The organism is Streptomyces sp. NPDC001920 (genome assembly GCF_053594495.1).
In genome coordinates this window covers 1-26428 of the sequence record NZ_JBSFEP010000032.1, presented here as the reverse complement: position 1 = coordinate 26428, position 26428 = coordinate 1, and the positions used below count along the sequence as shown (strand labels likewise).

Annotated in this window: 18 protein-coding genes; 9 read left to right on the top strand and 9 right to left on the bottom strand. The window is 69.2% G+C overall.

The genetic code is table 11. The features are described 5' to 3' along the window. Positions 1-7: 7 nt before the first annotated feature. The 7 genes from ACWCPI_RS36695 to eccCa form a co-directional block, all read right to left on the bottom strand. Positions 8-1954, bottom strand: coding sequence for an ATP-binding protein (locus tag ACWCPI_RS36695; RefSeq protein ID WP_451042297.1), 1947 nt, complete (start codon positions 1952-1954; stop codon positions 8-10). 33 nt (positions 1955-1987) lie between these two features. Then, a complete protein-coding gene (locus ACWCPI_RS36690; protein ID WP_451042296.1) occupies positions 1988-2995 on the bottom strand; it encodes a hypothetical protein in 1008 nt (335 codons plus the stop codon). A 66-nt stretch (positions 2996-3061) separates the two neighbouring features. Then, positions 3062-8233, bottom strand: coding sequence for a toxin glutamine deamidase domain-containing protein (locus tag ACWCPI_RS36685; RefSeq protein WP_451042295.1), 5172 nt, complete (start codon positions 8231-8233; stop codon positions 3062-3064). A gap of 423 nt (positions 8234-8656) precedes the next feature. Then, positions 8657-8977, bottom strand: coding sequence for a DUF397 domain-containing protein (locus tag ACWCPI_RS36680; RefSeq protein ID WP_451042294.1), 321 nt, complete (start codon positions 8975-8977; stop codon positions 8657-8659). 82 nt (positions 8978-9059) lie between these two features. Next, entirely contained in the window at positions 9060-9191 is a 132-nt protein-coding gene (locus ACWCPI_RS36675) for a hypothetical protein (protein WP_451042293.1), read from the bottom strand. 84 nt (positions 9192-9275) lie between these two features. Then, positions 9276-9662 (bottom strand): hypothetical protein, encoded by a 387-nt coding sequence (locus ACWCPI_RS36670; protein ID WP_451042292.1) that lies wholly within the window; start codon positions 9660-9662, stop codon positions 9276-9278. Between the two features lie 203 nt (positions 9663-9865). Further along, complete coding sequence (gene eccCa, locus ACWCPI_RS36665; RefSeq protein ID WP_451042291.1) at positions 9866-13810, bottom strand: type VII secretion protein EccCa; 3945 nt, start codon at positions 13808-13810, stop codon at positions 9866-9868. A 269-nt stretch (positions 13811-14079) separates the two neighbouring features. Here eccCa and eccD point away from each other — a divergent pair, with 269 nt between their 5' ends. The 6 genes from eccD to ACWCPI_RS36635 all read left to right on the top strand — a co-directional run bounded on the left by eccD (position 14080) and on the right by ACWCPI_RS36635 (position 21200). Continuing rightward, positions 14080-15537, top strand: coding sequence for a type VII secretion integral membrane protein EccD (eccD, locus tag ACWCPI_RS36660; RefSeq protein ID WP_451042290.1), 1458 nt, complete (start codon positions 14080-14082; stop codon positions 15535-15537). A gap of 184 nt (positions 15538-15721) precedes the next feature. Next, positions 15722-16009, top strand: coding sequence for a 30S ribosomal protein S15 (gene rpsO, locus ACWCPI_RS36655; RefSeq protein WP_019754236.1), 288 nt, complete (start codon positions 15722-15724; stop codon positions 16007-16009). A gap of 331 nt (positions 16010-16340) precedes the next feature. Next, positions 16341-18575 (top strand): polyribonucleotide nucleotidyltransferase, encoded by a 2235-nt coding sequence (locus tag ACWCPI_RS36650; RefSeq protein WP_388812689.1) that lies wholly within the window; start codon positions 16341-16343, stop codon positions 18573-18575. Beyond that, positions 18572-19951, top strand: coding sequence for a M16 family metallopeptidase (locus tag ACWCPI_RS36645; RefSeq protein ID WP_451042289.1), 1380 nt, complete (start codon positions 18572-18574; stop codon positions 19949-19951). Before ACWCPI_RS36650 ends, ACWCPI_RS36645 begins: the two co-directional genes overlap by 4 nt. Positions 19952-19980: 29 nt before the next feature. Continuing rightward, on the top strand, positions 19981-20733 hold the full coding sequence (dapB, locus tag ACWCPI_RS36640) for a 4-hydroxy-tetrahydrodipicolinate reductase (protein WP_451042288.1): 753 nt from the start codon (positions 19981-19983) through the stop codon (positions 20731-20733). Positions 20734-20747: 14 nt separating this feature from the next. Beyond that, positions 20748-21200: a hypothetical protein gene (locus ACWCPI_RS36635; protein ID WP_451042287.1), complete on the top strand. Its 453-nt coding sequence runs from the start codon at positions 20748-20750 to the stop codon at positions 21198-21200. Positions 21201-21352: 152 nt separating this feature from the next. Here ACWCPI_RS36635 and ACWCPI_RS36630 read toward each other — a convergent pair whose 3' ends face one another. Both ACWCPI_RS36630 and ACWCPI_RS36625 read right to left on the bottom strand, forming a co-directional pair. Further along, entirely contained in the window at positions 21353-21907 is a 555-nt protein-coding gene (locus ACWCPI_RS36630) for a hypothetical protein (RefSeq protein WP_451042286.1), read from the bottom strand. 122 nt (positions 21908-22029) lie between these two features. Continuing rightward, positions 22030-22266 (bottom strand): hypothetical protein, encoded by a 237-nt coding sequence (locus ACWCPI_RS36625; RefSeq protein ID WP_451042285.1) that lies wholly within the window; start codon positions 22264-22266, stop codon positions 22030-22032. 211 nt (positions 22267-22477) lie between these two features. On the opposite strand from ACWCPI_RS36625, the gene thyX reads away from it, so the two are divergent. The 3 genes from thyX to ACWCPI_RS36610 all read left to right on the top strand — a co-directional run bounded on the left by thyX (position 22478) and on the right by ACWCPI_RS36610 (position 26171). Continuing rightward, the gene (thyX, locus tag ACWCPI_RS36620; protein ID WP_451042284.1) at positions 22478-23218 is read left to right on the top strand and encodes an FAD-dependent thymidylate synthase; all 741 of its coding nucleotides are present in this window, start codon (positions 22478-22480) and stop codon (positions 23216-23218) included. 211 nt (positions 23219-23429) lie between these two features. Continuing rightward, a complete protein-coding gene (dapA, locus tag ACWCPI_RS36615) occupies positions 23430-24329 on the top strand; it encodes a 4-hydroxy-tetrahydrodipicolinate synthase (protein WP_451042283.1) in 900 nt (299 codons plus the stop codon). Positions 24330-24485: 156 nt separating this feature from the next. Next, entirely contained in the window at positions 24486-26171 is a 1686-nt protein-coding gene (locus ACWCPI_RS36610) for a ribonuclease J (protein ID WP_451042282.1), read from the top strand. The last annotated feature ends 257 nt before the right edge of the window (positions 26172-26428 follow it).

The following is a 26428-nucleotide window of genomic DNA, read 5'->3' as shown; positions in this document are numbered from 1 at the left end:
TATATGCCTACGAGGCTATCGCCGGGTCCACCCAGCGGATGCGAAGGGCCTTCGCCCCGCGTTCGGTCGCGACGACCAGGATGCCGTCGGGGGACAGGTCGGCGGAGGTGAACGGGATGTCGGAGACCAGTGCGGCCACCACCTCATTGCTCGCGCGGACCCAGATGCGAAGGTAGTCGGCGCCGCGGCTCAGCCCCAGAGGAGCGGCATCCCGCTCCTCCTCGGACGGGCGCAAGATCTGCCCGAGGTCCGGGTCCGCAAGGTCGTCACCCGCAGCTACCAGGCCTTGAACGAGCACGGCGGATTCGCCACCCTCGCTCGTCGGGCGCGCGCCAGGAGTGCCCGGGGGCACCACGAGCACCGCCACGGGAGTCGCGGACCCCTCGGCGCCGGGAAGCCTGCCGACCGTCACTTCGCTGATGCCGGCGACGGGCAGGCTCCACAGGGTCTGCCAGGGCAGCTCGAAGCCGAGCCGGTGCACGGCGTCGGCATACTCGGGCAACCCGTCCTCGACGAACGCCGTCTCCAGCAGAGCGGCACGCCAGGGCTCGGATACCTCGTTACGGGTCAGCAGGGGTGCGGTCCGCAGATACGTACGGGCCGGTGCGCCCAATTCCTCGACCGGGACCGTCTCGATGGCGGCGCGCAGCGGCACGGGGTCGGCGTGGACGAACAGCCCCGGGTCCGTCAGGAGTTGCGGCAGCAGGCCCGCCGCCAGCGTGTGGCCGGCGATGTGGTCGCGTACGTACGGGTCGGCCTTGCTCCAGTCCTGCTCCGGCACGGACTCCAGCAGAGCCATGGCGATCTGCGTCTGAGCGGCGCGGACGTTCGGCAGGCCGGCCCGGATCGCGTCGCCTATGGCGGGGTGCAGGAGGCGCAACAGCGTCGGCCCGCTGTTGTCGTCCTCTCCGTCTAGCCCCGGGTCCGCCTTCCGTTCCACGGACTGTATGAAGGGGGCGACGAGCGGCATACCGTCAACGATGGCCTGGCTCATGTCCTGGCCGGCGACCGCGCTCGCCAGCCGTGCCCACAGACGGGCGGGCATGCCGTCGGCCTCGGCAAGGGCGAGGGGGGCCAGCATCAGCCGCAGCGTCTGCGGGTCGGCGCCGAGCCGTCCGGCGTGAAGATCGACCGCCTCGCCGACCGAGGCCGGCAACCGGCCCTCGTCGGTCGGGTCGACGCCCTCCGGGGCGATGAGGATGCTCTGGACGGCCAACTGCACGACGAGCGGGCTGGTGCCCGCACGGCGCCCGATGGCCGCGGCGAGGGCGTGCCGGACCTCCGGATCCACGGTGAACGGCAAGTCCGCACCGGCGAACGAAGGCGTCAAAGCCGCTTGCGCATGCCTCACCAGGCCTTCAGGGTCGGCCCACCGGGGCTCGTCGAGGTCGATGATCTGCACGGAGTCCGCTGGGAGGCCCTCGGTCAGCTCCGTGACGAGATGCCGTGGGAGCTCAGCCACCAGGCGGACCGATTCGAGGGCAGCGAGCGGCTTGAGTACGTGGCGTACGAGGTGGGACGGCTCGTCCGTGTGCCGGACCGGACCGGCCTGATCCACATCCAGGACCACGAGTGACACGGGCTCGCCGATGGCCGCGAGTTCCGCGTAGACGTCCTCGCTGCGGGCCACGGCCAGCTCGTAGTGATCGGCGAGGGCCCAGAGGAATTGCTGGGCTGTCAGTCCGCGCGCATTCGTCGCCGCGGGTGCGGGCAGTTCGGGCGGCACGCAGGACGGGTCGAGCCGATCAAGATCCAGTCGCTTGCGGGACTCGGCATCGCAGAGCATCAGAAACCCGGTCAGCAACCTCGAACGCCCACTGCCGGAGTCTCCGGTGAGCGCGACCACACGAGGCGCCCCAGGCCACGCCATGCGCCAGGCCGCGAGCGCACGCAGGGCGTTGGTGCGGCCGCCTATGTGGGGGTGTGGAGCGTAGCCGTCGGTTGAAGCGGTCATGGATCCTGTCCTCCGCTGGCGCGGACGTGGGCTTCAGATGGGCAGGGCGCCCTTGAAGCGGGAGTTCGGTACACCGGGGTGGGTGGTGGCGAGCCAGCCGTGGCCGTGGGTATCTTCCGCGAGTTGACGTCCGGGTTCGACCGACAGGTTCTGGGCTGCCGTGGAGGCGTCGGGAACGCCTTCGGCGTAGGCTTCCGCTTCGTCGTCGTCGGCGTTCTCCATGTACCAGGCCTCAAAGGGCAGTGGTTCTCCTTCGAACTGCGGATAGGCGTAAGTACTGAAACTGCGCCGCGTGTGACCGTCGTGGGCGACGTACCAGTTCTCGGAGGCGTTGTAGGGGTCGAGAACGTAGAAGTGAGCCTCACCGCATTGCTCACTGAGTCTCCTGGCCAGCTCGAAACCATCGAGTGCGTCCAGGAATGAGTTTCCCCACAGCATGCGCCAGTGCTTGATGTCCCCCTCCGCGTAGGAGTTTTCGAATTCCGGCGTGATGAATACCCGATAAGCCGTGCGCGTCGCGCCTTCAGCGTCCTGGAATTCCAGCGAGTCGGTGGACTTGGTGGCGGCCGCCACGCCCATGACCGTGGTGACCGGTCGCAGGTCGTGCAGGCCGAGAGCGGCTACGGCATCGTCGAGTCGGTTCGCCGGGAAGGCCAGCCAACGTCCGGCCTCCGAGGGGACCTCGACCGGGAGTTCGTCCAGGATCTTGATCCGCACGAGGCGTTCCACGGCCCTGCGGTCACTCTCGTCCAGGTTCTCGGTGCCGCCCAGGTCGACCAGGACTTTCAGGGCGTTGCCGCGCAGTCGGCCCGGTCCCTGCCGCCGAATCTCCCGTAGACGGGGCACTGCCCCGTCACCCAGCCGCCGCAGGACGGACTCGGCACTCCATTTCAGTCGTGACGATGCCCCCTCTCCGACATGGGGCAGCAGGTGGTCGACCGCTGGTGCGCCGAGGTCCACCAGACGGTCCTCCGCGGCCTTCCCTACGCTCCGATCATCGTCGGAGAGGTCTCGTACAAGAGCGTCGATGTCATCCGGCATGGTGCACAGCCTAGTTGTCGTGTGTGGAGAGGGTTCCGATGAACGGCGGCTTCCCGCGCTGTCTGGTCATCCCTGAATGTCGGCACGGAGCTTTTGCCAGGTTTTCTGCAAGGCGCCGATGTGTCGATCGAATTCAGCCTTGATGGCGTCTTCCTTGTGAGTCGAAGTTCCCTTGCGCTGGGAGTCGAACTCACCCCGTATGGCCTTGATCAAGTCTTTTCCGCTGTTGTTCTCCAACTTCTTCAGGGCCTTTTCGAGGCCCTTCTGGTCGTCTTTGTAGTGCTTCCGCCACACTTCTTCGGCGAGCTGTCTACGCTCCGCGTCGGACATGTTTTCCATCTGCTTGAGCGTGGCCTTCTTATCTTCTGCCATTCCTCCGCGTTCGGCCACGCCCGCCGGGTCGTCACGGTAAGTCGTGCTGTAATGGATGGGTATGCCCTTCAGCCGCTCGTCCTGGAGGGTGTCGGAGCATTTCGCGTGGCCCTGGCCCTCGCCGCAAGGTTCTCGTTCGGTATACAGGCCAAGAGGCGTGTACGTCGATCCGTCCGGGTCCATACGCTTGAGCCAGTCGAGCAGGTGCCTTTCCGAGTGGCGTGGTTGTACGCCCTTCAGCTCCTTGTTGGCCGGGACGGACGAGTCCACGATGTAATGAACATCGTTCTTCGGTGGAGGGCCCTTCACCTCGAGAACTGCATAGTTCTTCCCGCTGAAATCAGGTCCGTGACGTTTGACTTCCTTGAGCGTTTCAGGCTTAAGTGTCTTGAATTCTGCCTTCTTGAAGAGGGCGTTCATCGCCATGCGATGCAGCCGCACTCCGAGCGACTCCTTGGACAGCTTTGCGCCGCGGTCCGGAGTGTCCTTGTCCGGGACGCTTTCGCCGTCGTTCCTGTACGGATATGGGATCCGTTCCGGACTGCGGCCCACCGCGTGTTCCTGGTGGAAGGAAAGGCTTAGCCGGGCGAGGGACGCCACAACGGCCTGCTGCTCGCCGCGTGACAGGTCACCGAAGCCGGGGAGACTGTGGATGAGTTGGTCCCGAGTAAAGCTGCGGGACCCGTCAGGATGGGCCTGTGGGCCGTTGCCGGTCGTCGCCCGCATGACGTCGGCGAGGGCGCCCGAATCCGCCCAGCGGTCGAGCTGGGCGTGGACCCGGTCGAGTTCGACCCTGTGGACGTTCTGCTCCCGACGCAGCCCTTGCTGCAAGGAGTCGGGTTCGAGGCCGTACTCCTTGGCCTTGTCGCTCTCCGGTGTTTCATGGGTGCGCGAGACATCGCTGTCCGGCCCGCCTTCGGTGACACGGCGGCTTTCCGCCGAGGTGTCGCTGGTACCTCGGTCGTGAGGATCGGTGTAAGGGCGGTCGTCGGGATCCTTGGTGTTGTCCTTGTCGCCTGTCGGGTCCGAAGGGGCGCCGTGCTGGTCAGCGTCTTGTCCCGCGGGATTTCGGGGGCCTCGGGGCACGCTGTCGCGAGTCGTCTCCGCTTGCCGGTCGGAGCGCGCGCGAGTGGGGCCCTTGGCATCAGTCCGTTCGTCCGTGTGCGGTTTCGGGCTGGACGGGTGCTGCACGCGTGGATCGTCCGAACGGACGGAGCCGTCGGAGCGGTCGCTCTGCGAGGGCGCCTGCGACTCGGGTGGTGCGGTGGTGGTCCGGTCGGGGCCGGGCGTAGCAGCCTCGTTGGTGCGAGTGTCGTTGCCGGGAGGTGAGGTGTCGTCTCGGCCGAACGGTGTGACGCGGTCGCTTCCGGTCTCGGTCTCCCTGTCACCGTGTGCGGGGCTGGAGGCCGACTCCCGTGCGGCGTCGGGAGTGTGTGCTCGTGTCTCGCCCGAGGGATCCGCCTGGTCGGCCGGTCCGTTCTCGGAATTCTCCTGCTGGGCCGCGACACCGGTCTGGTCCTGCGACTCGTCGCTCTTGCTGTCGGAGTCCTCGGAGTCCTCGGAGTCCTCGGAGTCCTCGGAGTCCTTGTCGTCGGCCTGGCTGGTGTCGATGGGGTTGCGGTCGGCGTCCAGCGGGATGTGCCAGACGTGCGCGGCCTTGTCGATGTGGAGGGGCTTGTCGCTGACCTCGCCGCTCTGGGTGTCGATCCAGACGATCTTGCCGTTGTGGTTGACGACGTTGAAGGCGTGGCCGCCGCCGCCGGGCCAGTCGACCTGGACGATGGCTGCTGAGCCGGGGCCGGCCTGCTGGAGGGTGGAGGCGATGGTGTTGGCGGTGTCGGGGTCTCCGCCGGGGCCGGCGTAGGTGTGGGCGGCGCCGGTCCAGCGGATCTGGTTGTCGTTCGCGTTGTTCTCGGGGGTGTACGGGTTGTGCTGGCCGTTCTCGTCGAGGTCGACGGTTCGGGGGGCTGAGACCTGGGGGTTGCCGTACCAGGTCTCCAGGAACGAGCGGGAGCAGTCTGCGCAGTTGTTGCTGCGGCCGGGGACGGTGTTGCCGCCGTCGTTCTGGAGCTGGGCCCAGGGGCCGAAGGGGTCGGGGAAGCGCTGTGGGGTGCCGTCCTCGTTGTGCGGGACGGCGTCGACCAGTGCCTGCTGGTCGGCGGGGTCGGGCTGGGACAGGCCTCCCGGGGCGTGGTCCAGGTCGGCGCGGATGTCGTCCAGGCTGTCCTGCTGGGTGTGGTTCTGGTTGCTGGAGCCGTTCGGGGTGGCCTGGGGGGAGCCCGGGTGCTGAGGCGTGGCGGGGTCCGCGTGGGACGGTGACTGCGAGGGACCTGGAGCCGTGACGACCGTGTGGATGGGGACCGCCGTCACCTGCTGCTGCTTGGGCTGCCGGTCCCGGTCGGGCGACGAGTTCTCCGGCTTGTGCGGCTGGGCGGCCGGCTGCTGCGGGGTGGGGTTGTTCGGGTTCGGGTTGGCGGGCGTGTTGGGGGTGTTGGGCGTGTTGCCGGCGGGCTGATGCGGACGCGGCGGGGTGGAGCCCGTGCCGGTGCTCGGTTGACTCGGAGTGCTGGGTGCGGGCGGCGTGCCCGGCGTGTGAGAGCGGCCAGGCTGTGTCGACGGGCTCTGAGCGTTGCTGCTCGGGGTCGAGGTTCGGTCAGGGCCGTTGTCGGAGGCAGTGGAAGGCGTGGCCGTCGGAGTACTGGTGGACGCGGACGGCGTCCTGGAGGGCGATGACTGACCCGTGTGCTGGTTCGGTGTGGTCCCAGTCGGATTCTGGCCGGGCGTACGGGCGCCGGTCGGGTCCGCGTTGCTACGCGGCGGAGTGCGGTCGCCTGGCGTGGTGCCGGCGTTGTCCCGGTTCGAGGTGCGGTCACCCGGCGTCGTGGCGGCGCCGTCTCGCGCAGGAGTCCGTTCGCCCGGCGTCGTGCCCGGGGTGTTCTGAGGCGTCGTGCGGTCTCCCGGCGTGGTGCCCGGAGTGCTCTGGTTCGGCGGTATTCGGCTGTCCGTCGTACCGGAGGCCCGGCCGTCGGAGCCCGGTATTCGGGAATGCGGCGTCTGCGACGGCGTCGGCGTCGGCGTCTGCGACGGCGTTGTCCGCGACGTGGTCGAGGGCGTGGTGGTGCTCGGCGTCGAGGCAGGGCCCGTCCCCGTGGCGGACGCCGTGGTGCCCGGCGTCGTGGCGGATGGAGTCCGCGCCGGGCCGGCGTTGGAGGTGCTCGGGCTCGTAACGGTGGAAGCGGCGGAACTGGCAGCGGACGGCGTGCCGGGCGTACCGGCGGAAGGATTCCTCGCCTGACCGGAACCGGGGTTCGGGCTCGTCGCGGACGAGGTTCCGCCGGAGCCGCCGCCCGGGGTGTGCTGGGTGCCTGGAGTGGCGCCCCCGGTGGAGGGTGCCGTGGGTGACGTCGGCATGGCGGAGCCGCCGTCCGTACGGCCACCCGTGCCCCCCGGGGAGTGGTCGGTCGTCGGCGTGGGCGCAGCGTTGGACTGCGTGGGCGTACTCGCGGCCAGCCCGTCGATCTGGGTGCCGATCGAGCCGCCCCCCGGCGAGGACGACGTACCGCCGGACGACGCGGACGTGGGCGCGGACTGCGCGGTCGGGGACGACAGGCCGGACACGGGGGAGCCGCCGCCGGAGTGCGAGGGGCCGGGCGTACTCGGAGTGCCGGACGAACCGTTGGAGTCCGCGCCACGGGGTGAGGCCCCGCCGGGAGAGGGGTCGTCGAAGTCCGACAGGGACGGTCCTGTGGAGGGCGCCGGCCTGGAGTACGGGGTGTCCGAGGAGGACCGGTTCCCGGAGTCGTTGCCGGGCCCGGAGTCGGAGTTGGGACCCGCACCCACATTCGGGGCGCCGATGTCGTTGCCGCCGGTGTCGGCGGATATCCCGCCGCCGATGTTCACGCCGGGGCCGTTGCTCGCACGCGTCGACGTGGAGGAGTCCGAGTTCGACGAGCTCGACGAGTCGGAGGATGAAGAGCTGGAAGACGAGGAGTCGGGGGAGGACGAGGATTTGGAACCGCCGGTCCCGGAGTCCGCGCTGCCGTCGGAGCTACCGCTCCCGCTGTTCCCGCCGCTGCTCCCGAGGTCGCCCCCCGACGGCCCCGACGGCCCGTCGTAGCCGTCGATACGGCTGTCGATGGCGTGCCGGGCCCGGCTGCCCGCCTTCTGGCCCAGGCTGTCGCGGACGCCTTCGGCGAAGGTCTGCGGGCTCTGCCTGAGTGCGTCGAGGCCGGCCTCGCCACCGGCCTTCATGGTGGCGCCGACGTCGTAGCCCTCCTGGGCGCCGAAGCCGACGTTCACCGTCTGCCGCACGAGGTCGCTGATCATCGCCTCGACCGCGGAGATCGCAGGCTCCTTCAGCGTCTCGATGAGCGCCTCGATCATCGCCTGTTTGAGCTCGTCCAAGATGCGCCGGACGATCAGCCGGGCGGCCTGGGTGGCGCCCATTCCCGCGACCGAGGACAGACCGAAGGTGAAGGGTGCGGCGGCAGCGGCGGCGGCGATCTGGATGGCCAGGGCGATGAGCTGGGCGATCACCGCCCATTTGGCGAACTCGACGAGGTAGGCGCAGGCCTCCAGGACGTTCGCGATGAGGAAGGCGGCCTCGGCGGCGTTGCGGAGGTAGCCGTCCTGGCCGCCTCCGCCGTCGAACTTCTCGTACGTCTTACGGAACTTGTCGATCGAGTCGCCGGCGTTGTGAGCCGTCACCGTGCGGGCGCTGTTGTTGGCCTTGGTGTGGAGCTCGGTGACCTTGCCGCCGAACTCCCGCCACATGGTGGCGCAGTCCCTGAGCTTGTCCTCGTTCGCCGTCGGCCACTTGTAGCCCAGCATCTGGAGAACCCACTCGAGTTCGTCCGGCAGCATCATCGCCACAGCAGAAAAACACCCCCGTCAGCCGACACGGCTGAACAACTCCCTCACCTCTCAAGGGAAACCACACAGGTGTACAGCCGTGCCCACAGCTTACGGACTCACCGGCAGGCAACTTCAGGGGGTTGCTGTCACAAATTCGTTGCAGGGCAGCACGGTTGACGGAAGCCCCACCGGCCTGTCACAGGTGTCCTGTCACCGCGTACGGCCCGGGTCGTCTTCTTGTGCCCTACACCTCGAATGGGTCGATATGCACTCCGCCCACTCGGACTCGTCGCGCAATATGTGCGGGACGCACTACTGGACCGCCGCGACCGCCTCTTGTCGGCGACCACCTTCGTGGCCATCCACCCCGAAACCGCCCCCGCCCCCGCTGGGACCCCGGCCGGAAAGCCCCGCCTACGACGCGAAGCGGTGGACCTACTCGGCCGCTGTCACACCCCCGCTGTGCGGCGCCGGCTCCAGATCGAACTCCCCGTCCCGCGCCCCGAGTACGAACGCCCGCCACTCCGCCTCGGTGTACCGGAGTACCGTGCCGGGATCGAGGGACGACCGCATGGCCACCGCGCCTTCGGGAAGGTACGCGATCTCGACGCGCTCCTCGTGCTGCTCCGTACCGGGCGCGCAGTGCCACTCGACGCCGGAGATGTCGAGGGCGTACAACTCGTCCCGCTCCCGCTCCTTGCGCGCCTTGATGTCCTCGGCCTGAGTCCCGACCTCGTGGTTGCGTGCCTCGGTCATGCCGCTTGGCCTCTCCTGACGTGCGAACGACGTGTGGGGCTCACCCTACTTGCGTCGGTGGGCCCCATGTGTCCGTTGCGGATCAGAGGTTGTGGCTGGGCCGCTTGGTCGTGAGGTCCTGGCGACGCCGCATGGTCGTGAGGTCCTCGCGGCGCCGCTTGGTCGTGAGGTCCTCGCGGCGCCGCTTGGTCGTGAGGTCCTCGCGACGCCGCATGGTCGTGAGGTTCTGGCGACGCCGCATGGTCGAGGGGTCCCGGCGACGCCCCATACTTGCGAGGTCCTCGCGGCGCCGCACGGTTCAGAGGTCCTGGCGAGGCCGCATCGTCGCGTGCACGCCTCCGGACGGCACCTGCACCTGACCGTCGTACTCGGACATCGTCCGCTGCCAGATGGCGTCCTGCTCGGCCTCGTTCTGCTCGTGCGCCACGCCCATCTTGCCGAAGGCGACCCCCATCCCGGCGATGCGCTCCGCCAGGCTCGCCATCGACTCGTACATGCCGTCGCGCAGGCCCTCGTAGACGACGCCGAACTTCTCGCCGATGTCGTCGTCGCCCCAGGGCAGGGTGTCACCCTTCTCCAGCGCGGTCAGCCCGGTCTGCAAGGCCGTCACGGCCTTGGCGAAGTCGATGCCGACGTTGAACATGTTGAGGCCCTCGGTCTTGAGGACCGCGGGATCGGAGTCCATGTATTCCGATGGCACAACTGCCCCCCGTGGCTCGTCTTTTCAGCAGCAACGCCACCTTAGCGGTGCCGTCCGCTCAGCCCCACCCCTCCCGGCGACGCAGAGGGACGGCACCCGCCCGGGTACCGCCCCTCCCACCCCTCCCCGCCGACGCAGAGGGACGGCACCCGCCCGGGTACCGCCCCTCACGCTCGACCGGCCGTTCCTCAGAAGCGGTTCGGCAGCCACCCCGTCTGGATGAGCTGCCCACCGCGTCGGCGCGTGTGGAAGTAACCACGGCCGGGCGGCAGCTGCGTCGCCGTGATGTTGCCGAGCAGCGCGCCCTCCGAGCGGTCGCCGGAGAGGACGATGCCCTGGGCGCCGAGCTCGCGCATCCGCTGCATCACCGGCTCGTACAGCGACCGGCTCGCACCGCCCGAGGCGCGCGCGATGATGATGCGCAGGCCGATGTCGCGGGCGAACGGCAGGTACTCCAGGAGCGGGGCCAGCGGGTTCACACCTGTCGCCACCAGGTCGTAGTCGTCGACGATGACGAACGCGTCCGGGCTGCTGTACCAGCTGCGGTTGCGCAGCTGCTCGGGCGTGACGTCCGGGCCCGGCATACGGCGGTTCATCGAACCGGCCAGGCCCTCCAGCGTCTCCGTCAGGGCGGGCGCCGACGCGCAGTAGCGCGACAGGTGCGTCTCCGGCACGCCCTCCAGGTGGGCGCGTCGGTAGTCACCCATGACGATCTTCGCCTGGTCCGGTGTGTAGCGCTCGGTGATCTGCTTGATCAGCAGCCTGAGCATCGCGGACTTACCGGACTCGCTCTCACCGAACACGATGAAGAGCGGGTCGGTCTCGAAGTCGACGAAGACCGGCGACAGCGAGGACTCGTCGATACCGATGGCGACACCGCGGTCCGGGTGCTCGAAGCCCTTGGGCAGCCGGTCGGACGGCAGCATCGTGGGCAGCAGACGCACCGCCGGGGCGTGGTTGCCCTGCCAGTTGTCGTTGATGCCGCGGATGAGGATCGAGGTCGCCTCGGACAGGTCGTCCGTCTCCGAGGAGCCGTCGACCCGGGGCAGCGCCGCCATGAAGTGCAGCTTCTCCTGGGTCAGACCACGACCCGGCACGGTGGCGGGGACGTTCTGGGCGACCTTGCGGTCGACCTCCGACTCCGTCGGGTCACCGAGCCGCAGCTCGATGCGGTTCTGGAGCATGTCCTTGAGCGCCGGCCGCACCTCGGTGTAGCGGCTCGCGGTCAGGATCACGTGCACACCGAAGCCGAGACCACGCGTGGCGATCTCGGTGACGGTGGCCTCCAGCATCTCGTAGTCCGTCTTGAAGGTCGCCCAGCCGTCGATGACGAGGAAGACGTCGCCCCACGGCTGGTCGGGCAGCTGACCGGAGTTGCGGCGCTGGCGGTACGTCTGGATCGAGTCGACGTTGTGGGTACGGAAGTACTCCTCACGCGTGTTGAGGATGCCCTCGACCTCGCTGACCGTACGGCGCACCTTCTCGGCGTCCAGACGGTTGGCGACCCCGCCGACGTGTGCCAGCTCCTCCATCGAGATCAGACCGCCACCACCGAAGTCCAGGCAGTAGAACTGCACTTCGGACGGCGTGTGCGTGAGGGCGAACGACGAGATGAGCGAGCGCAGCAGCGTCGACTTGCCGGACTGCGGGCCACCGACGAACAGACCGTGGCCGGCACCGCCGGAGAAGTCCCGGTACAGCACGTCGCGCCGCTGTTCGAACGGCTTGTCCACCAGGCCGACCGGCACGTTGAGCCGGCCGAGCGCCGTGTAGTCGGGCGCGGTCAGGCCGCGCTCCGGGGAGACGGCGAGCTGGGGCAGGAGCTGCTCCAACGAGGGTGCCTCGTCCAGCGGGGGCAGCCACACCTGGTGGGCGGGCGGGCCCTGGTTGACCATCCTGGCGACCAGGACGTCCAGGACGGTGTCGGCGAGCGCGTCGTCCACCCTGTTGTCGGGCTCGGGCTCCTCGACCACCGGCTGCGGCGGCAGCGCCACCTGCTCCGCCGTGAACAGCGCCGGACGCAGCTGCGTCGAGCGGCTCACCCGGGAGGGGCCCTCGCCGTGGTACGGGCCCGACACGTACGCCGCCTTGAAGCGGACCATGGTGTCGGTGTCGTAGCGCAGGTAACCGGAGCCGGGGATCGACGGCAGGTGGTAGGCGTCCGGGACGCCGATCGCCGTACGGGACTCGGCGGCGGAGAAGGTCCGCAGACCGATCCGGTACGACAGGTAGGTGTCGAGGCCGCGCAGCTTGCCCTCTTCCAGGCGCTGCGAGGCCAGCAGCAGGTGAATGCCCAGCGACCGGCCGATACGGCCGATCTGGATGAACATGTCGATGAAGTCCGGCTTGGCGGTGAGGAGTTCGGAGAACTCGTCGAGCACGATCACCAGCGAGGCCATCGGCTCCAGCGCGGCGCCCGCCGCCCTGGCCTTCTCGTAGTCGTGCAGGTTGGCGTAGTTGCCCGCCGAGCGCAGCAGCTCCTGACGGCGCTGCGTCTCACCCATGATGGAGTCGCGCATACGGTCGACGAGGGTGAGGTCGTCGGCCAGGTTGGTGATGACCGCCGCGGTGTGCGGCATGTCCGCCATGCCGGCGAAGGTCGCGCCACCCTTGAAGTCCGCGAGGATGAAGTTCAGCGTCTCGGAGGAGTGCGTGACCGCGAGACCGAGCACCAGCGTGCGCAGCACCTCGGACTTACCGGAACCGGTCGCTCCGACGCAAAGGCCGTGCGGGCCCATGCCTTCCTGCGAGGCCTCCTTGAGGTCCAGCATGACCGGCTCGCCGTTCTCGCCGACGCCGATCGGCACCCGCAGCCGCTCGTGCAGCGTACGCGGACGCCAGGTGCGGGACACGTCCACGGTGCCCGCGTCGCCGATGCCCATGAGGTCGGTGAAGTCCAGGTTGGACAGCAGCGGTTCGCCCTCCTCCGCGGAGCCGACCCGGAACGGGGCCAGCTGCCGCGCCAGGGACTCGGCCTGAGCCACGTTGAGCAGGTCCGGCTTGCCGCTGTACGCCGACTCGTGGCCGACGAACAGGCGCATCCGGTCCGGCTTCGCGTAGATCGTCAGACCCGCGCGCAGCTCCTCCTCCAGCTCCCCGGGGGCGATCTCCAGGAAGGTGACGCCCTGCAGGCCCTCGGCACCGGCGAGTTCGGAGTCCGGCGGTACGGTGCCGCCGTCCAGGATCACGATCAGGTGCGGCTGGTCGTAGACCGGGTTCGCCTCACGGTTCCAGCGGGGCCGGTCGTCCAGCTGGTCCGCCAGCGCCTCCTCCAGCTCGCCGAGGTCGTCGAAGAGCAGCCGGGCCGAGCCCGCGCCGTCCTTGACCTTCGGGTGCTGGCTGTGCGGCAGCCACTTGATCCAGTCCCAGTCCGCCGCGGCGGAGGGATGCGCCACCACGGCGATCATCAGGTCCTCGGGCGAGTGCAGCGTGGCCAGCTGGGCCAGCGCGGCACGGGCGTTGCCGTAGACCGTGTCGGTCTCCCCGCAGATCGTCACGTGGTAGAAGGCGCGCAGCGACACGGCGACGGGCAGGTCGGACAGACTGCCGTGCGCGTCGAGGAACGCCTTCATGGCGGCCGCGGTCAGGGGCTCCAGCTCCTCCTTGGGCGCCGTCTCCGGCGCGACGAGCGGGGTGTTGAGCTGCTGCACGCCGCGGCCGATCCGGACCGACGCGAAGTCCGCGTCGGTCGGGCGCCGCTCCCACAGCCGCTTGTTGTCGGCCGCCACCGCCCACAGCTGCTCCGGGTCGGGGTGCTGGAACAGCTGGCTGCGCCGCTGCAGTTCCGCGGTCTTGTGCACGTCCTTGCGGACCTGCTCCAGATAACGGAAGTAGTCACGCCGGTCCTGGGCCATCCCCGCGCCGCCGCCCTGCCGGGACTTGGCGAACTGGGCGATGGCCATCGCCACGGTCGAGGCGAGCATCAGCCCGCCGACCACCCTCATGTAAGGGGGCAGGTTGGGCATGAAGAAGAAGCCGACGGAACCGAGCATGCCCATCATGGGCAGCAGGTTCATCAGCATGCCCTCGTCGGCCTCGCGCGGAATCTCGGGCGGCGTCTCTAGTTTGACCTCGCCGTCCGGGACGGCCGGGGGCACTGTCCGCGGTGGCCGCTTGATGATGACGACGCTCACCGATGCACTCATCCTTAGCGATTGATACGTCCTGGCACCGACGCCCCCGTGTACCGCGACGTGTTCTCGTTCGCGTAGGCGTCGTTCGCGTAGGCGTCGATCCTACTGATGCGTTCGGTGCCCGAGGGAGGCAGGCGCATGGAGATGCGGCGCAGGTCCTGGGAGGAATGAGGGAGGCAGGGGCTGGGCCGGGTACAGCAACGGATATGGTGGCGCTCCGCGTCGTACGAGCGGCGCGAGGAAGCCTTGTCTAGCAGGGGGAACACCAGGTGAGCACGGGGACTTCGACAGGTTTCTGCCGAATCACCATCGCAGCACCGGACAGCCGTGTCGACGTCGCGCTGCCCGAGGACTTGCCGATCCAGGACCTCTTTCCCGAGATCGTGAGGCTCTCGGGCCTGGTCCAGTCGGACACCAGCCCCTCGGGATACCACCTGGTGACCCGCGAGGGCCAGGTGCTCGACGCCAGCCGGTCGTTGCTGGAGCACCGGGTCCGCGACGGCGAGGTGCTGCTGCTGCGCACCTTCGCGGACTCACTGCCTCCGGCCGTGCACGACGACGTGGTGGACGCGATCGCCGCCGCGGTCAAGCAGGACCTGCGCAGCTGGAACGACAACCTGATGCGGCTCGCCGGTCTCGTCGCGGGATCGCTGCTCCTGGTCATGCTCGGCTTCGTCTTCTGGTTCGCGGACCCGATCCGGCACGACATGAACGGCCTGCAGGGCATCCTCGCCGGTGTCACCGCGCTGGCCCTCACGGCCCTCGCCGGCGTCCGCGCCCGGGTGTACGACGACCGCGGTTCCGCCGTCGCACTCGGCATCTCGGCGCTGCCGCACGCGCTCATCGCGGGCTCCGGCATCATCCCCCAGGACGCGGGTGAGGGCCCCGGCAGGATCCAGTTCCTCGTGGGCTGTGTCACCGTCCTGCTCTGCTCCGTCGTCCTGATCATGCTGCTGCCGCAGGGCGACGCCCCCTTCGTGGCCGCCGCGCTGGCCTCCGCGATCGGCACCCTCGCCGTGTTCTTCGGGGTGCTCACCGAGGCCGAGCCCCGGGAGATCGCGGCCGGCACCGCGGTCGTCGCCCTGGCGGTCGTCGGCTTCCTGCCCGGCTGGTCGGCCCGCTTCGCCAAGCTGCCGATCGGCTTCCGCAACCCGGAGGACCTGGCCCGGGCCCGCCGCGAGGGCCGCGAGGGCGACCAGGAGGCCGTCGACGTCCAGCGCATCGTCGCCCAGACCAGCCGGGGTCACGAGCTGCTGCTCGGTCTGGTGGGCGGCTGTGCCGTCGTCATCATCGGCGCGGGCGGCGCGGTGCTCGGCTTCAGCGACAACGGCTGGGCCCAGCTGCTGGCCCTGTGCACCGGCCTCGCCGCGATGCTGCGGGCCCGTCTGTTCCGCTACACCGCCCAGGTCACCTGCCTGTTCGTCGCCGGTGTCGTCACGCTGGGCCTGCTGGTCCTCGGCCTCGCCATCTCGCCGCCCGCCGACATCGTCATGGAACTGCTGCAGGGCAACTCCGGGCCGGTCGACGTCCGCACCCTGTGGCTCGGCGCCTCGGTCGGTGCCGGCGTGCTGCTGCTGATCGCGATCGCCCTGATCGTGCCGCAGAAGGGCCTGTCCCCGTTCTGGGGCCGGATGCTGGACCTCGCGGACTCGCTGGTCCTGCTGTCGCTGGTCCCGATCTGCCTGGCGGTCCTGGACGTCTACGCCAAGGTCCGCGGCGGCTTCTGACCGGCCAGGACCGCTGTCCGGGGCGTGCTCGCGGGCTGGTACGCTGTGTGACGGCCGTTTGTGTACGCGCCCCCGGAGCATCTGGGGGACGCGCCCAGCGGATCCCGCCTCCCGAGTCACGGAAGCTCTCCTGAGAAGAAGACCAGGGGCACTCGGTGGCAATCACAGTTCATGAGGAGTACGCGTGCCGCTCGACGCCGCTACGAAGAAGCAGATCATCGCCGAGTTCGGTCAGAAGGAGGGCGACACCGGCTCCCCCGAGGTCCAGGTCGCCATGCTTTCGCGCCGGATCACGGACCTGACCGAGCACCTCAAGACCCACAAGCACGACCACCACTCCCGTCGTGGTCTGCTGATCCTGGTCGGTCAGCGCCGCCGCCTGCTGCAGTACCTGGCCAAGAAGGACATCCAGCGCTTCCGTGCGCTGGTCGACCGCCTCGGCATCCGCCGTGGTGCGGCGGGCGCCAAGTAAGACGCCGTGAAGGGAGCGGTTCCCGGGACATCGGGAGCCGCTCCCTTTGCCGTACGTACGCATGATCAGCCGTACGTGCGGAAACATGCGGAGTGTCACCCACGCTTTGTAGTGTGGTAGCACAACGCAATACGGACGACACAGCACGACAAGAACGAGGAGAAGCGCGCCTAGCCGCCGCCGGTCCTCGGTAGTGGCCCCCGGGGGAAGCGAGCCCCGGGTGCTTCGATCGAAGACCGGCCCGCACCGCACGGAGCGCTTCTCCGCCACCGTCCCCCTGCCACACGGGCAGCGAGGGACAAAAGACGACAAAGTAACGGAGAAAACGCTAGTGGAGAACGAGACCCACTACGCCGAGGCCGTCATCGACAACGGCTCCTTCGGCACCCGCACCATCCGCTTCGAGACGGGCCGCCTGGCCAAGCAGGCCGCTGGTTCCGCCGTGGCCTACCTGGACGACGACACCATGGTGCTGTCGGCCACCACCGCCTCCAAGAACCCCAAGGACCAGCTCGACTTCTTCCCCCTGACGGTGGACGTCGAGGAGCGGATGTACGCCGCCGGCAAGATCCCCGGCAGCTTCTTCCGCCGTGAGGGCCGCCCCTCCGAGGACGCCATCCTCACCTGCCGCCTGATCGACCGCCCGCTGCGCCCGTCCTTCAAGAAGGGCCTGCGCAACGAGATCCAGGTCGTCGCCACGATCATGGCGCTCAACCCCGACCACCTGTACGACGTCGTGGCGATCAACGCCGCGTCCGCGTCCACGCAGCTGGCCGGCCTGCCCTTCTCCGGCCCGATCGGCGGCGTCCGCGTCGCGCTGATCAGCGGCCAGTGGGTGGCCTTCCCGACGCACACCGAGCTCGAGGACGCCGTCTTCGACATGGTCGTCGCGGGCCGCACCCTGGAGGACGGCGACGTCGCGATCATGATGGTCGAGGCCGAGGCCACCGAGAAGACCATTCAGCTGGTCAAGGGTGGCGCCGAGGCGCCGACCGAGGAGGTCGTCGCCGCCGGTCTGGAGGCCGCGAAGCCCTTCATCAAGGTGCTCTGCAAGGCCCAGGCCGACCTCGCCGCGAAGGCCGCCAAGCCGACCGGCGAATTCCCGATCTTCCTGGACTACCAGGACGACGTGCTGGAGGCGCTGACCGCCGCCGTCAAGCCCGAGCTCGCCCAGGCGCTCACCATCGCCGGCAAGCAGGAGCGCGAGGCCGAGCTGGACCGCGTCAAGGCGCTCGCCGCCGAGAAGCTCCTGCCGGAGTTCGAGGGCCGCGAGAAGGAGATCTCCGCCGCGTACCGCTCGCTGACCAAGACCCTGGTCCGTGAGCGCGTCATCAAGGAGAAGAAGCGCATCGACGGCCGTGGCGTGACGGACATCCGTACGCTCGCCGCCGAGGTCGAGGCCATCCCGCGGGTGCACGGCTCCGCGGTGTTCGAGCGTGGCGAGACCCAGATCCTGGGCGTCACCACCCTCAACATGCTCCGCATGGAGCAGCAGCTGGACACCCTCTCCCCGGTGACCCGCAAGCGCTACATGCACAACTACAACTTCCCGCCGTACTCCACCGGCGAGACCGGCCGCGTCGGCTCCCCGAAGCGCCGCGAGATCGGCCACGGCGCCCTCGCCGAGCGCGCCCTCGTGCCGGTCCTGCCGACGCGCGAGGAGTTCCCCTACGCGATCCGCCAGGTCTCCGAGGCGCTCAGCTCCAACGGCTCGACGTCCATGGGCTCGGTCTGCGCCTCCACCATGTCGCTGCTGAACGCCGGTGTGCCGCTGAAGGCCCCCGTCGCCGGTATCGCCATGGGCCTGATCTCCCAGGAGATCGAGGGCGAGACGCACTACGTCACCCTCACCGACATCCTCGGTGCGGAGGACGCCTTCGGCGACATGGACTTCAAGGTCGCCGGTACGAAGGAGTTCGTGACCGCCCTCCAGCTCGACACCAAGCTGGACGGCATCCCCGCCTCCGTGCTGGCCGCCGCTCTGAAGCAGGCCCGTGACGCCCGCCTCCACATCCTCGACGTGATGATGGAAGCGATCGACACGCCGGACGAGATGTCCCCGAACGCGCCGCGGATCATCACCGTGAAGATCCCGGTCGACAAGATCGGCGAGGTCATCGGCCCGAAGGGCAAGATGATCAACCAGATCCAGGAGGACACCGGCGCCGAGATCACGATCGAGGACGACGGCACCATCTACATCGGCGCCGCCGACGGCCCCTCCGCCGAGGCCGCCCGCACCACGATCAACGGCATCGCCAACCCGACGATGCCCGAGGTCGGCGAGCGCTACCTGGGCACGGTCGTCAAGACGACCACGTTCGGCGCGTTCGTCTCGCTCCTCCCCGGCAAGGACGGTCTGCTGCACATCTCGCAGATCCGCAAGCTGGCCGGCGGCAAGCGCGTGGAGAACGTCGAGGACGTGCTCGGCGTGGGCCAGAAGGTCCAGGTCGAGATCGCCGAGATCGACTCCCGCGGCAAGCTCTCCCTCGTCCCCGTGATCGAGGGCGAGGCCGAGTCCGACGGTGGCTCGGCCGACGACAAGAAGGACGACGCCGACAAGTGACGTCGAGTAGCTCCACGGCGACGGCCCGCACCTCCTCGGAGGCGCGGGCCGTCGCCCGTACCCAAACCCTCATCAAGGGCGCCAACGGCATCGGCACGGTCCGCAAGACCACCCTCCCCGGCGGCCTGCGCATCGTCACCGAGACCCTGCCCTCCGTCCGCTCCGCCACCTTCGGCATCTGGGCGCACGTGGGCTCCCGCGACGAGACGCGCGCCCTGAACGGCGCCACGCACTACCTGGAGCACCTGCTCTTCAAGGGCACCACCCGCAGATCCGCCCTGGACATCTCCTCCGCCATCGACGCGGTCGGCGGCGAGATGAACGCGTTCACGGCGAAGGAGTACACGTGCTACTACGCGCGCGTGCTCGACACCGACCTGCCGCTCGCCATCGACGTCGTCTGCGACATGCTGACCGGCTCGCTCATCCTCGAAGAGGACGTCGACGTCGAGCGCGGCGCGATCCTCGAAGAGATCGCCATGACCGAGGACGACCCGGGCGACTGCGTGCACGACCTGTTCGCGCACACCATGTTCGGCGACAACCCCCTCGGCCGCCCGGTCCTCGGCACGGTCGACACGGTCAACGCCCTCACCGCCGACCGCATCCGCCGCTTCTACAAGAAGCACTACGACCCGACCCACCTCGTCGTCGCGTGCGCCGGCAACATCGACCACAACAAGGTCGTACGGCAGGTCCGGGCCGCCTTCGAGAAGGCCGGTGCCTTCAAGAACCCGGACGCCGTACCCGTCGCCCCGCGCGAGGGGCGCCGCGCGCTGCGCAGCACCGGCCGCGTCGAGCTCATCGGCCGCAAGACCGAGCAGGCCCATGTCGTCCTCGGCATGCCCGGCCTGTCCCGTACGGACGAACGCCGCTGGGCCCTCGGCGTCCTCAACACCGCGCTCGGCGGCGGTATGTCGTCCCGGCTCTTCCAGGAGGTCCGCGAGAAGCGCGGCCTGGCCTACAGCGTCTACTCGTACACCTCCGGATTCGCCGACTGCGGCCTGTTCGGCGTGTACGCCGGCTGCCGGCCCTCGCAGGTCCACGACGTGCTGAAGATCTGCCGTGACGAACTCGACCACGTCGCCCGGCACGGTCTGTCCGACGAGGAGATGGACCGCGCCATCGGCCAGCTCCGGGGCTCCACCGTCCTCGGTCTGGAGGACACCGGCGCGCTCATGAACCGCATCGGCAAGAGCGAGCTGTGCTGGGGCGAGCAGATGTCCGTCGACGACATGCTGGCCCGGATAGCGGCGGTCACCCCGGACGACGTGCGCTCGGTCGCCCGCGAGATCCTGGGACAGCGGCCCTCGCTGTCCGTCATCGGCCCGCTGAAGGACAAGCAGGCGTCCCGGCTGCACGACGCCGTCGCCTGACCAATCCCCTGGTGAAGGAAGCACAAGAGATGAGCAAGCTGCGCGTGGCGGTCCTCGGCGCCAAGGGCCGGATCGGTTCCGAGGCGGTACGGGCGGTCGAGGCCGCCGAGGACATGGAGCTGGTCGCCGCCCTGAGCCGGGGCGACAAGCTGGAGACGCTGGCGGAGACCGGCGCCCAGGTGGCCGTCGAACTGACCACGCCCGACTCGGTGATGGCCAACCTCGACTACTGCGTGAGCCACGGCATCCACGCCGTCGTCGGTACGACGGGCTGGACCGAGGAGCGCCTCACGCAGCTCAAGGGCTCGCTGTCCGCCTCCCCGGAGACGGGTGTGCTCATCGCGCCTAACTTCTCCATCGGGGCCGTCCTGACGATGAAGTTCGCGCAGGTCGCGGCTCCCTACTTCGAGTCCGTCGAGGTGGTCGAGCTGCACCACCCGAAGAAGGTCGACGCTCCGTCCGGCACCGCCACCCGCACCGCCCAGCTCATCGCAGAGGCGCGGCGGGCGGCAGGGACCGCCCCGGCTCCGGACGCCACGGAGACCGCCCTCGACGGGGCACGCGGAGCGAACGTCGACGGCGTCCCGGTCCACGCGGTCCGACTGCGCGGCCTCCTGGCCCACCAGGAGGTCCTGCTCGGCGGCGAGGGCGAGACCCTCACCATCCGCCACGACTCCCTTCACCACAGCAGCTTCATGCCGGGCATCCTGCTCGGCGCCCGCCGCGTGGTGGCCACTCCGGGCCTGACCTTCGGCCTGGAGCACTTCCTGGACCTCGGCTGACACGAGGCCCATCGATGCGCGCGAAGATCTCCTACGCCGTCACGGCCGCCGTCCTGGTCGTCTATTTCGTCCTGGTCGGCAGCCGTGGCGTGATGCTGATTCAGTCCGGCACCGTCCTCACCGTCACCTTCGGTGTCGCGGTGCTGATCCTGCCGGTGATCGGCCTGTGGTTCCTGTGGAAGAACACCCAGTTCGTCCGCAAGGCCAACGCCCTGGCCGCCGAACTCGACGCCGAGGGCGGCCTGCCCGTCGACGAGTTGAAGCGCACGCCCAGCGGCCGTGTCGACCGCGACTCGGCCGACGCGGTCTTCGCCAAGCGCAAGGCCGAGACGGAAGCGGCTCCCGACGACTGGCGCAGCTGGTTCCGCCTCGCCATCGCCTATCACGACGCCCGTGACACCCCGCGGGCTCGCAAGGCGATGCAACGGGCCATCGCCCTGCACGAAGGCAGGACCGTCCAGGCCTGAGACCTCCGCGGCCTGGGCCGTTCCGGCCCCGGCGGTACGCCGTGTGGCGACGACGACCCAGCCCGTCCGGCACTCGTCCGCTCAGCCGTGCCATGGCGAAGGGGCCGGCCCGCACTCACTGCGGTCCGGCCCCTTAGCCGTGCTCGGTGTCGTCAGCCGCGCGTGTTCTCCGCGGCCCACGCCTCGACCGCGTCGGCGGCCCGGTCGAAAGCCTCGGTCCGCGCCAGGAAGTCCGCGTTGTGCGTCGTCATCAGCACCGGCAGATCGTCCGTGGCCCGGCCCCGCCGTACGAGCAGCAGCGCCTGCCCCTGCACCGTGCGCGGCAACCCCAGCCAGCGCACCGGCTGCTGGGTCGTCCGCACGGCGACGACCTGCTCCCAGGGCACCGTACGCGTCACGAGGAAGCCCACCTGACGCAGCCCGTGCGGGCTCACCCACACCCCCATGCGCAGCAGCCGCAGGGCTCCGGCGATGACCGCCAGCGCGACGGCGAAGACGACCGCGGCGCCGGTCACCGTGCCGGTCAGGGCGGTGATGACCGCCGCGAACAGCACGAACGAGGCGAGCAGCAGCCACAGCGCCGCAACGCCCACGCGCCACGGCCCGGGACGGTAGGGACGCCGCCAGCGGTCACGGTCCTCGAAGGGCAGTGCGACATCGTCGGCTGAGTCGAAAGCACGGTCGGCCGTCAGGAAGGGCAGGGGCACGGCTGGTCCTCACTGGTCCATGCGTGGGCTGTGCCCGGTGAGGTTATCGACCAGTGCCCCCGCTCACCACTCTCGGGGGGCCAAGGGGGTGCATCCCACGCCATTCGGGCAGTGGGGGAGGGTCAACGCCCCTGGGACGCCTGCGACTGCTCGGTCTGCGCCCCGGTGTCGGTGGCCAGTGCGGGCATGCCGACCACCAGCGAGCCGACGAGCCCGGCGACGAGGGTGAGCCCCAGCAGCCAGCGCCCGGCTATCTCGCCGAGTGACGCCCGCTCACGGGGTGGGGGAGTGACATTGCTGCGGAACCTGTCGGCTTCGGCGACGAAGGCGAAGGGAACGGGCTCGCGCCGACGGAACATGGGAGGTCCGGCTCCTCTCGGGGATCGAACGGATCGCTGTCATCCACACAGACGACCGGGTGCCCCAAAAGGTGCCGGGATTCGCCGGATTCACAGAAATTCGCCGAAGTTCGCCGAGGTATGTCGCGACCCGGCACCGAACGCCCCGTTGTCATTGCCGGCCCGTAGAGTGGGCGCCGCCCAGAGAAGTGATGGAAGGACCCTCCGAGCCGTGACCGACACCCCCGCCGACGACCTCAAGCCCAGCTTCCGCAGTGACGTCACCGTCGAGCTGGTCAAGCACAGCGCGGCCGACTCCGACGTGCTGTGGGCCGCCCGCGTGTCCACCGCCGGCGAGCAGTCCCTGGAGGAGCTGCAGAAGGACCCCGAGCGCTCCAGGGGCCTGATCAACTACCTGATGCGGGACCGGCACGGCAGCCCCTTCGAGCACAACTCGATGACCTTCTTCATCAGCGCCCCGATCTTCGTCTTCCGCGAGTTCATGCGCCACCGCGTGGGCTGGTCGTACAACGAGGAGAGCGGCCGCTACCGCGAGCTCCAGCCCGTCTTCTACGTCCCCGACGAGTCCCGCAAGCTGGTCCAGGAGGGCCGCCCGGGCAAGTACGTCTTCGTGGAGGGCACCCAGGCCCAGCAGGAGCTGGTCGGCCGCGTCATGGAGGACTCGTACCGCCAGTCGTACGAGGCGTACCAGGAGATGCTCGCCGCCGGCGTCGCCCGCGAGGTCGCCCGCTCGGTCCTCCCGGTCGGCCTGTTCTCCTCGATGTACGCCACCTGCAACGCCCGCTCCCTGATGCACTTCCTCGGCCTGCGCACCCAGCACGAGCTGGCCAAGGTGCCCTCCTTCCCGCAGCGGGAGATCGAGATGGTCGGCGAGCGGATGGAGGCGGAGTGGGCCAAGCTCATGCCGCTGACGTACGCCGCGTTCAATGCGAACGGCCGGGTGGCGCCGTAACGCGCCCGCCTTCCGCAGGCGGGCCAGGAGGCGACCGTCAGCCGCATGAAGTGTCCGTATTGCGGCATTTAGAGAAGTTCATCTAGCCTGATCAAACGGACCCGGCACTGCTTGAACCCCCGAGCAGGCAGTGCCGGGCTCCATCTTTGTCCTGACTTTTCGCGCCCCCCTAGGGCAGACCCCGCCGTGCGCAACGAGTAGCGTGTAACCCATGGCTCCGACCTCCACTCCGCAGACCCCCTTCGGGCGGGTCCTCACCGCCATGGTCACGCCCTTCACGGCGGACGGCGCACTCGACCTCGACGGCGCACAGCGGCTCGCCACGCACCTGGTGGACGCAGGCAACGACGGCCTGATCATCAACGGCACCACCGGCGAGTCCCCCACCACCAGCGACGCGGAGAAATCGGATCTGGTACGAGCCGTCCTGGAGGCCGTCGGCGATCGGGCACACGTGGTGGCCGGTGTCGGCACCAACGACACCCAGCACAGCCTGAAGCTCGCCCGAGCAGCCGAGCAGGTCGGCGCACACGGCCTCCTGGTCGTCACGCCGTACTACAACAAGCCCCCTCAGGAGGGCCTGTACCGGCACTTCAAGGCCATCGCCGACGCCACCGAGCTGCCGGTGATGCTCTACGACATCCCCGGCCGCAGCGGCGTCCCGATCAACACCGAGACGATCGTCCGCCTCGCCGAGCACCCGCGGATCGTCGCCAACAAGGACGCCAAGGGCGACCTGGGCCGCGCCAGCTGGGCCATCGCCCGTTCCGGCCTCGCCTGGTACTCCGGCGACGACATGCTGAACCTGCCGCTGCTCTCCGTGGGCGCCGTCGGCTTCGTCTCGGTCGTCGGCCACCTGGTCACCCCCGACCTGCGCGCGCTCGTCGACGCGTACGTCTCCGGCGACGTCCAGAAGGCCACCGAGATCCACCAGAAGCTGCTCCCGGTCTACACCGGCATGTTCCGCACCCAGGGCGTCATGACCACCAAGGCCGCGCTCGCCCTCCAGGGCCTGCCCGCCGGACCGCTGCGCGCCCCCATGGCCGAGTGTTCTCCCGAGGAGATCGAGCAGCTCAAGATCGATCTTGCCGCAGGCGGGGTACAGCTCTAGCACCAGACTTCGCGCGCCCCGGGTGCGCAACGAAACTCCACAACTGAATACGCGGGCCACCGGTGCCCGCACCCCACAACGACAACTGCTTCTGCACGAACGTCACGCGCGCCACGTGCCCGACCGGTACGTGGCGCGCGTGGTGAGGAGAGTCTTTTGAGTCATCCGCATCCTGAACTCAGCGCGCCCCCGCCGCTCCCCGAGGGCGGCCTGCGGGTCACCCCGCTCGGTGGACTCGGCGAAATCGGCCGAAACATGACGGTCTTCGAGTACGGCGGCCGCCTGTTGATCGTCGACTGCGGAGTGCTCTTCCCAGAGGAGGAGCAGCCCGGAATCGACCTGATCCTGCCGGACTTCTCGTCCATCAGAGACCGTCTCGACGACATCGAGGGCATCGTCCTCACCCACGGCCACGAGGACCACATCGGCGGCGTCCCCTTCCTCCTGCGCGAGAAGCCGGACATCCCGCTGATCGGCTCCAAGCTGACCCTCGCCCTCATCGAGGCCAAGCTCCAGGAACACCGCATCCGCCCCTACACCCTTGAGGTGGCGGAGGGGCACCGCGAGCGCATCGGCCCCTTCGACTGCGAGTTCGTCGCCGTCAACCACTCCATCCCGGACGCGCTGGCCGTCGCGATCCGCACGCCCGCCGGCATGGTGGTCCACACCGGCGACTTCAAGATGGACCAGCTCCCGCTGGACAACCGCCTCACGGACCTCCACGCGTTCGCACGGCTGAGCGAGGAAGGCATCGACCTCCTCCTCTCCGACTCCACGAACGCGGAGGTGCCGGGCTTCACCCCGCACGAGCGCGACATCTCCAACGTCCTGCGCCAGGTCTTCGCGGGCGCCCGCAAGCGCGTCATCGTGGCGAGCTTCGCCAGCCACGTCCACCGCATCCAGCAGATCCTCGACGCCGCCCACGAGTACGGCCGCCGGGTCGCCTTCGTCGGCCGCTCGATGGTCCGCAACATGGGCATCGCGCGCGACCTGGGCTACCTGAAGGTCCCACCGGGCCTGGTCGTGGACGTCAAGACGCTGGACGACCTCCCGGACCACGAGGTGGTCCTGGTCTGCACCGGTTCCCAGGGCGAGCCGATGGCAGCCCTGTCGAGGATGGCCAACCGCGACCACCAGATCCGCATCGTCAACGGCGACACGGTGATCCTCGCGTCGTCCCTCATCCCCGGCAACGAGAACGCGGTCTACCGCGTCATCAACGGCCTGACCCGCTGGGGCGCCAACGTCGTCCACAAGGGCAACGCCAAGGTCCACGTCTCCGGCCACGCGTCCGCGGGCGAGCTCCTGTACTTCTACAACATCTGCCGCCCGAAGAACCTGATGCCGGTCCACGGCGAATGGCGCCACCTGCGTGCCAACGCCGAACTGGGCGCCCTGACCGGTGTCCCGCACGACCGCATCGTCATCGCCGAGGACGGAGTCGCCGTCGACCTCATCGAGGGCAAGGCGAAGATCTCCGGCAAGGTCCAGGCCGGATACGTCTACGTCGACGGCCTCTCGGTCGGTGACGTCGGCGAGCCGGCCCTGAAGGACCGCAAGATCCTCGGCGACGAGGGCATCATCTCGGTCTTCGTGGTGGTCGACTCCTCCACCGGCAAGATCACCGGCGGTCCGCACATCCAGGCCCGCGGCTCCGGTATCGAGGACTCCGCCTTCGGCGAGGTCATCCCGAAGATCACGGAAGTGCTGGAGCGTTCCGCACAGGACGGTGTCGTCGAGCCCCACCAGCTGCAGCAGCTGGTGCGCCGCACCCTGGGCAAGTGGGTCTCGGACTCGTACCGGCGCCGGCCGATGATCCTGCCTGTGGTCGTGGAGGTCTGACGGCCCGTCGGACACACGACCGCGTGAACCAGGAGCGGGGCACCTCGATTTGCATCGGGGCGCCCCGCTCCAGTACGTTTACGGCTCCGCCTGATCGGGAACCCGGCCACCTCGTGCGCCGGAACCAGTCCCCGGAGGGGGCGGGAATTCCGACTCAGAATCTCTGATAAAGTCGGAAGCGCCGGAAAGGGAAACGCGAGAGCGGGAACCTGGAAAGCACCGAGGAAATCGGATCGAGAAAAGATCTGATAGAGTCG

Coding starts and splice junctions, on each gene's coding strand:
- ACWCPI_RS36695 (WP_451042297.1), bottom strand. CDS start 1,954: ATGACCGCTTCAACCGACGGCTACGCTCCACACCCCCACATAGGCGGC.
- ACWCPI_RS36690 (WP_451042296.1), bottom strand. CDS start 2,995: ATGCCGGATGACATCGACGCTCTTGTACGAGACCTCTCCGACGATGAT.
- ACWCPI_RS36685 (WP_451042295.1), bottom strand. CDS start 8,233: ATGATGCTGCCGGACGAACTCGAGTGGGTTCTCCAGATGCTGGGCTAC.
- ACWCPI_RS36680 (WP_451042294.1), bottom strand. CDS start 8,977: ATGACCGAGGCACGCAACCACGAGGTCGGGACTCAGGCCGAGGACATC.
- ACWCPI_RS36675 (WP_451042293.1), bottom strand. CDS start 9,191: ATGCGGCGTCGCGAGGACCTCACGACCAAGCGGCGCCGCGAGGACCTC.
- ACWCPI_RS36670 (WP_451042292.1), bottom strand. CDS start 9,662: ATGGACTCCGATCCCGCGGTCCTCAAGACCGAGGGCCTCAACATGTTC.
- dapB (WP_451042288.1), top strand. CDS start 19,981: ATGAGCAAGCTGCGCGTGGCGGTCCTCGGCGCCAAGGGCCGGATCGGT.
- ACWCPI_RS36635 (WP_451042287.1), top strand. CDS start 20,748: ATGCGCGCGAAGATCTCCTACGCCGTCACGGCCGCCGTCCTGGTCGTC.
- ACWCPI_RS36625 (WP_451042285.1), bottom strand. CDS start 22,266: ATGTTCCGTCGGCGCGAGCCCGTTCCCTTCGCCTTCGTCGCCGAAGCC.
- dapA (WP_451042283.1), top strand. CDS start 23,430: ATGGCTCCGACCTCCACTCCGCAGACCCCCTTCGGGCGGGTCCTCACC.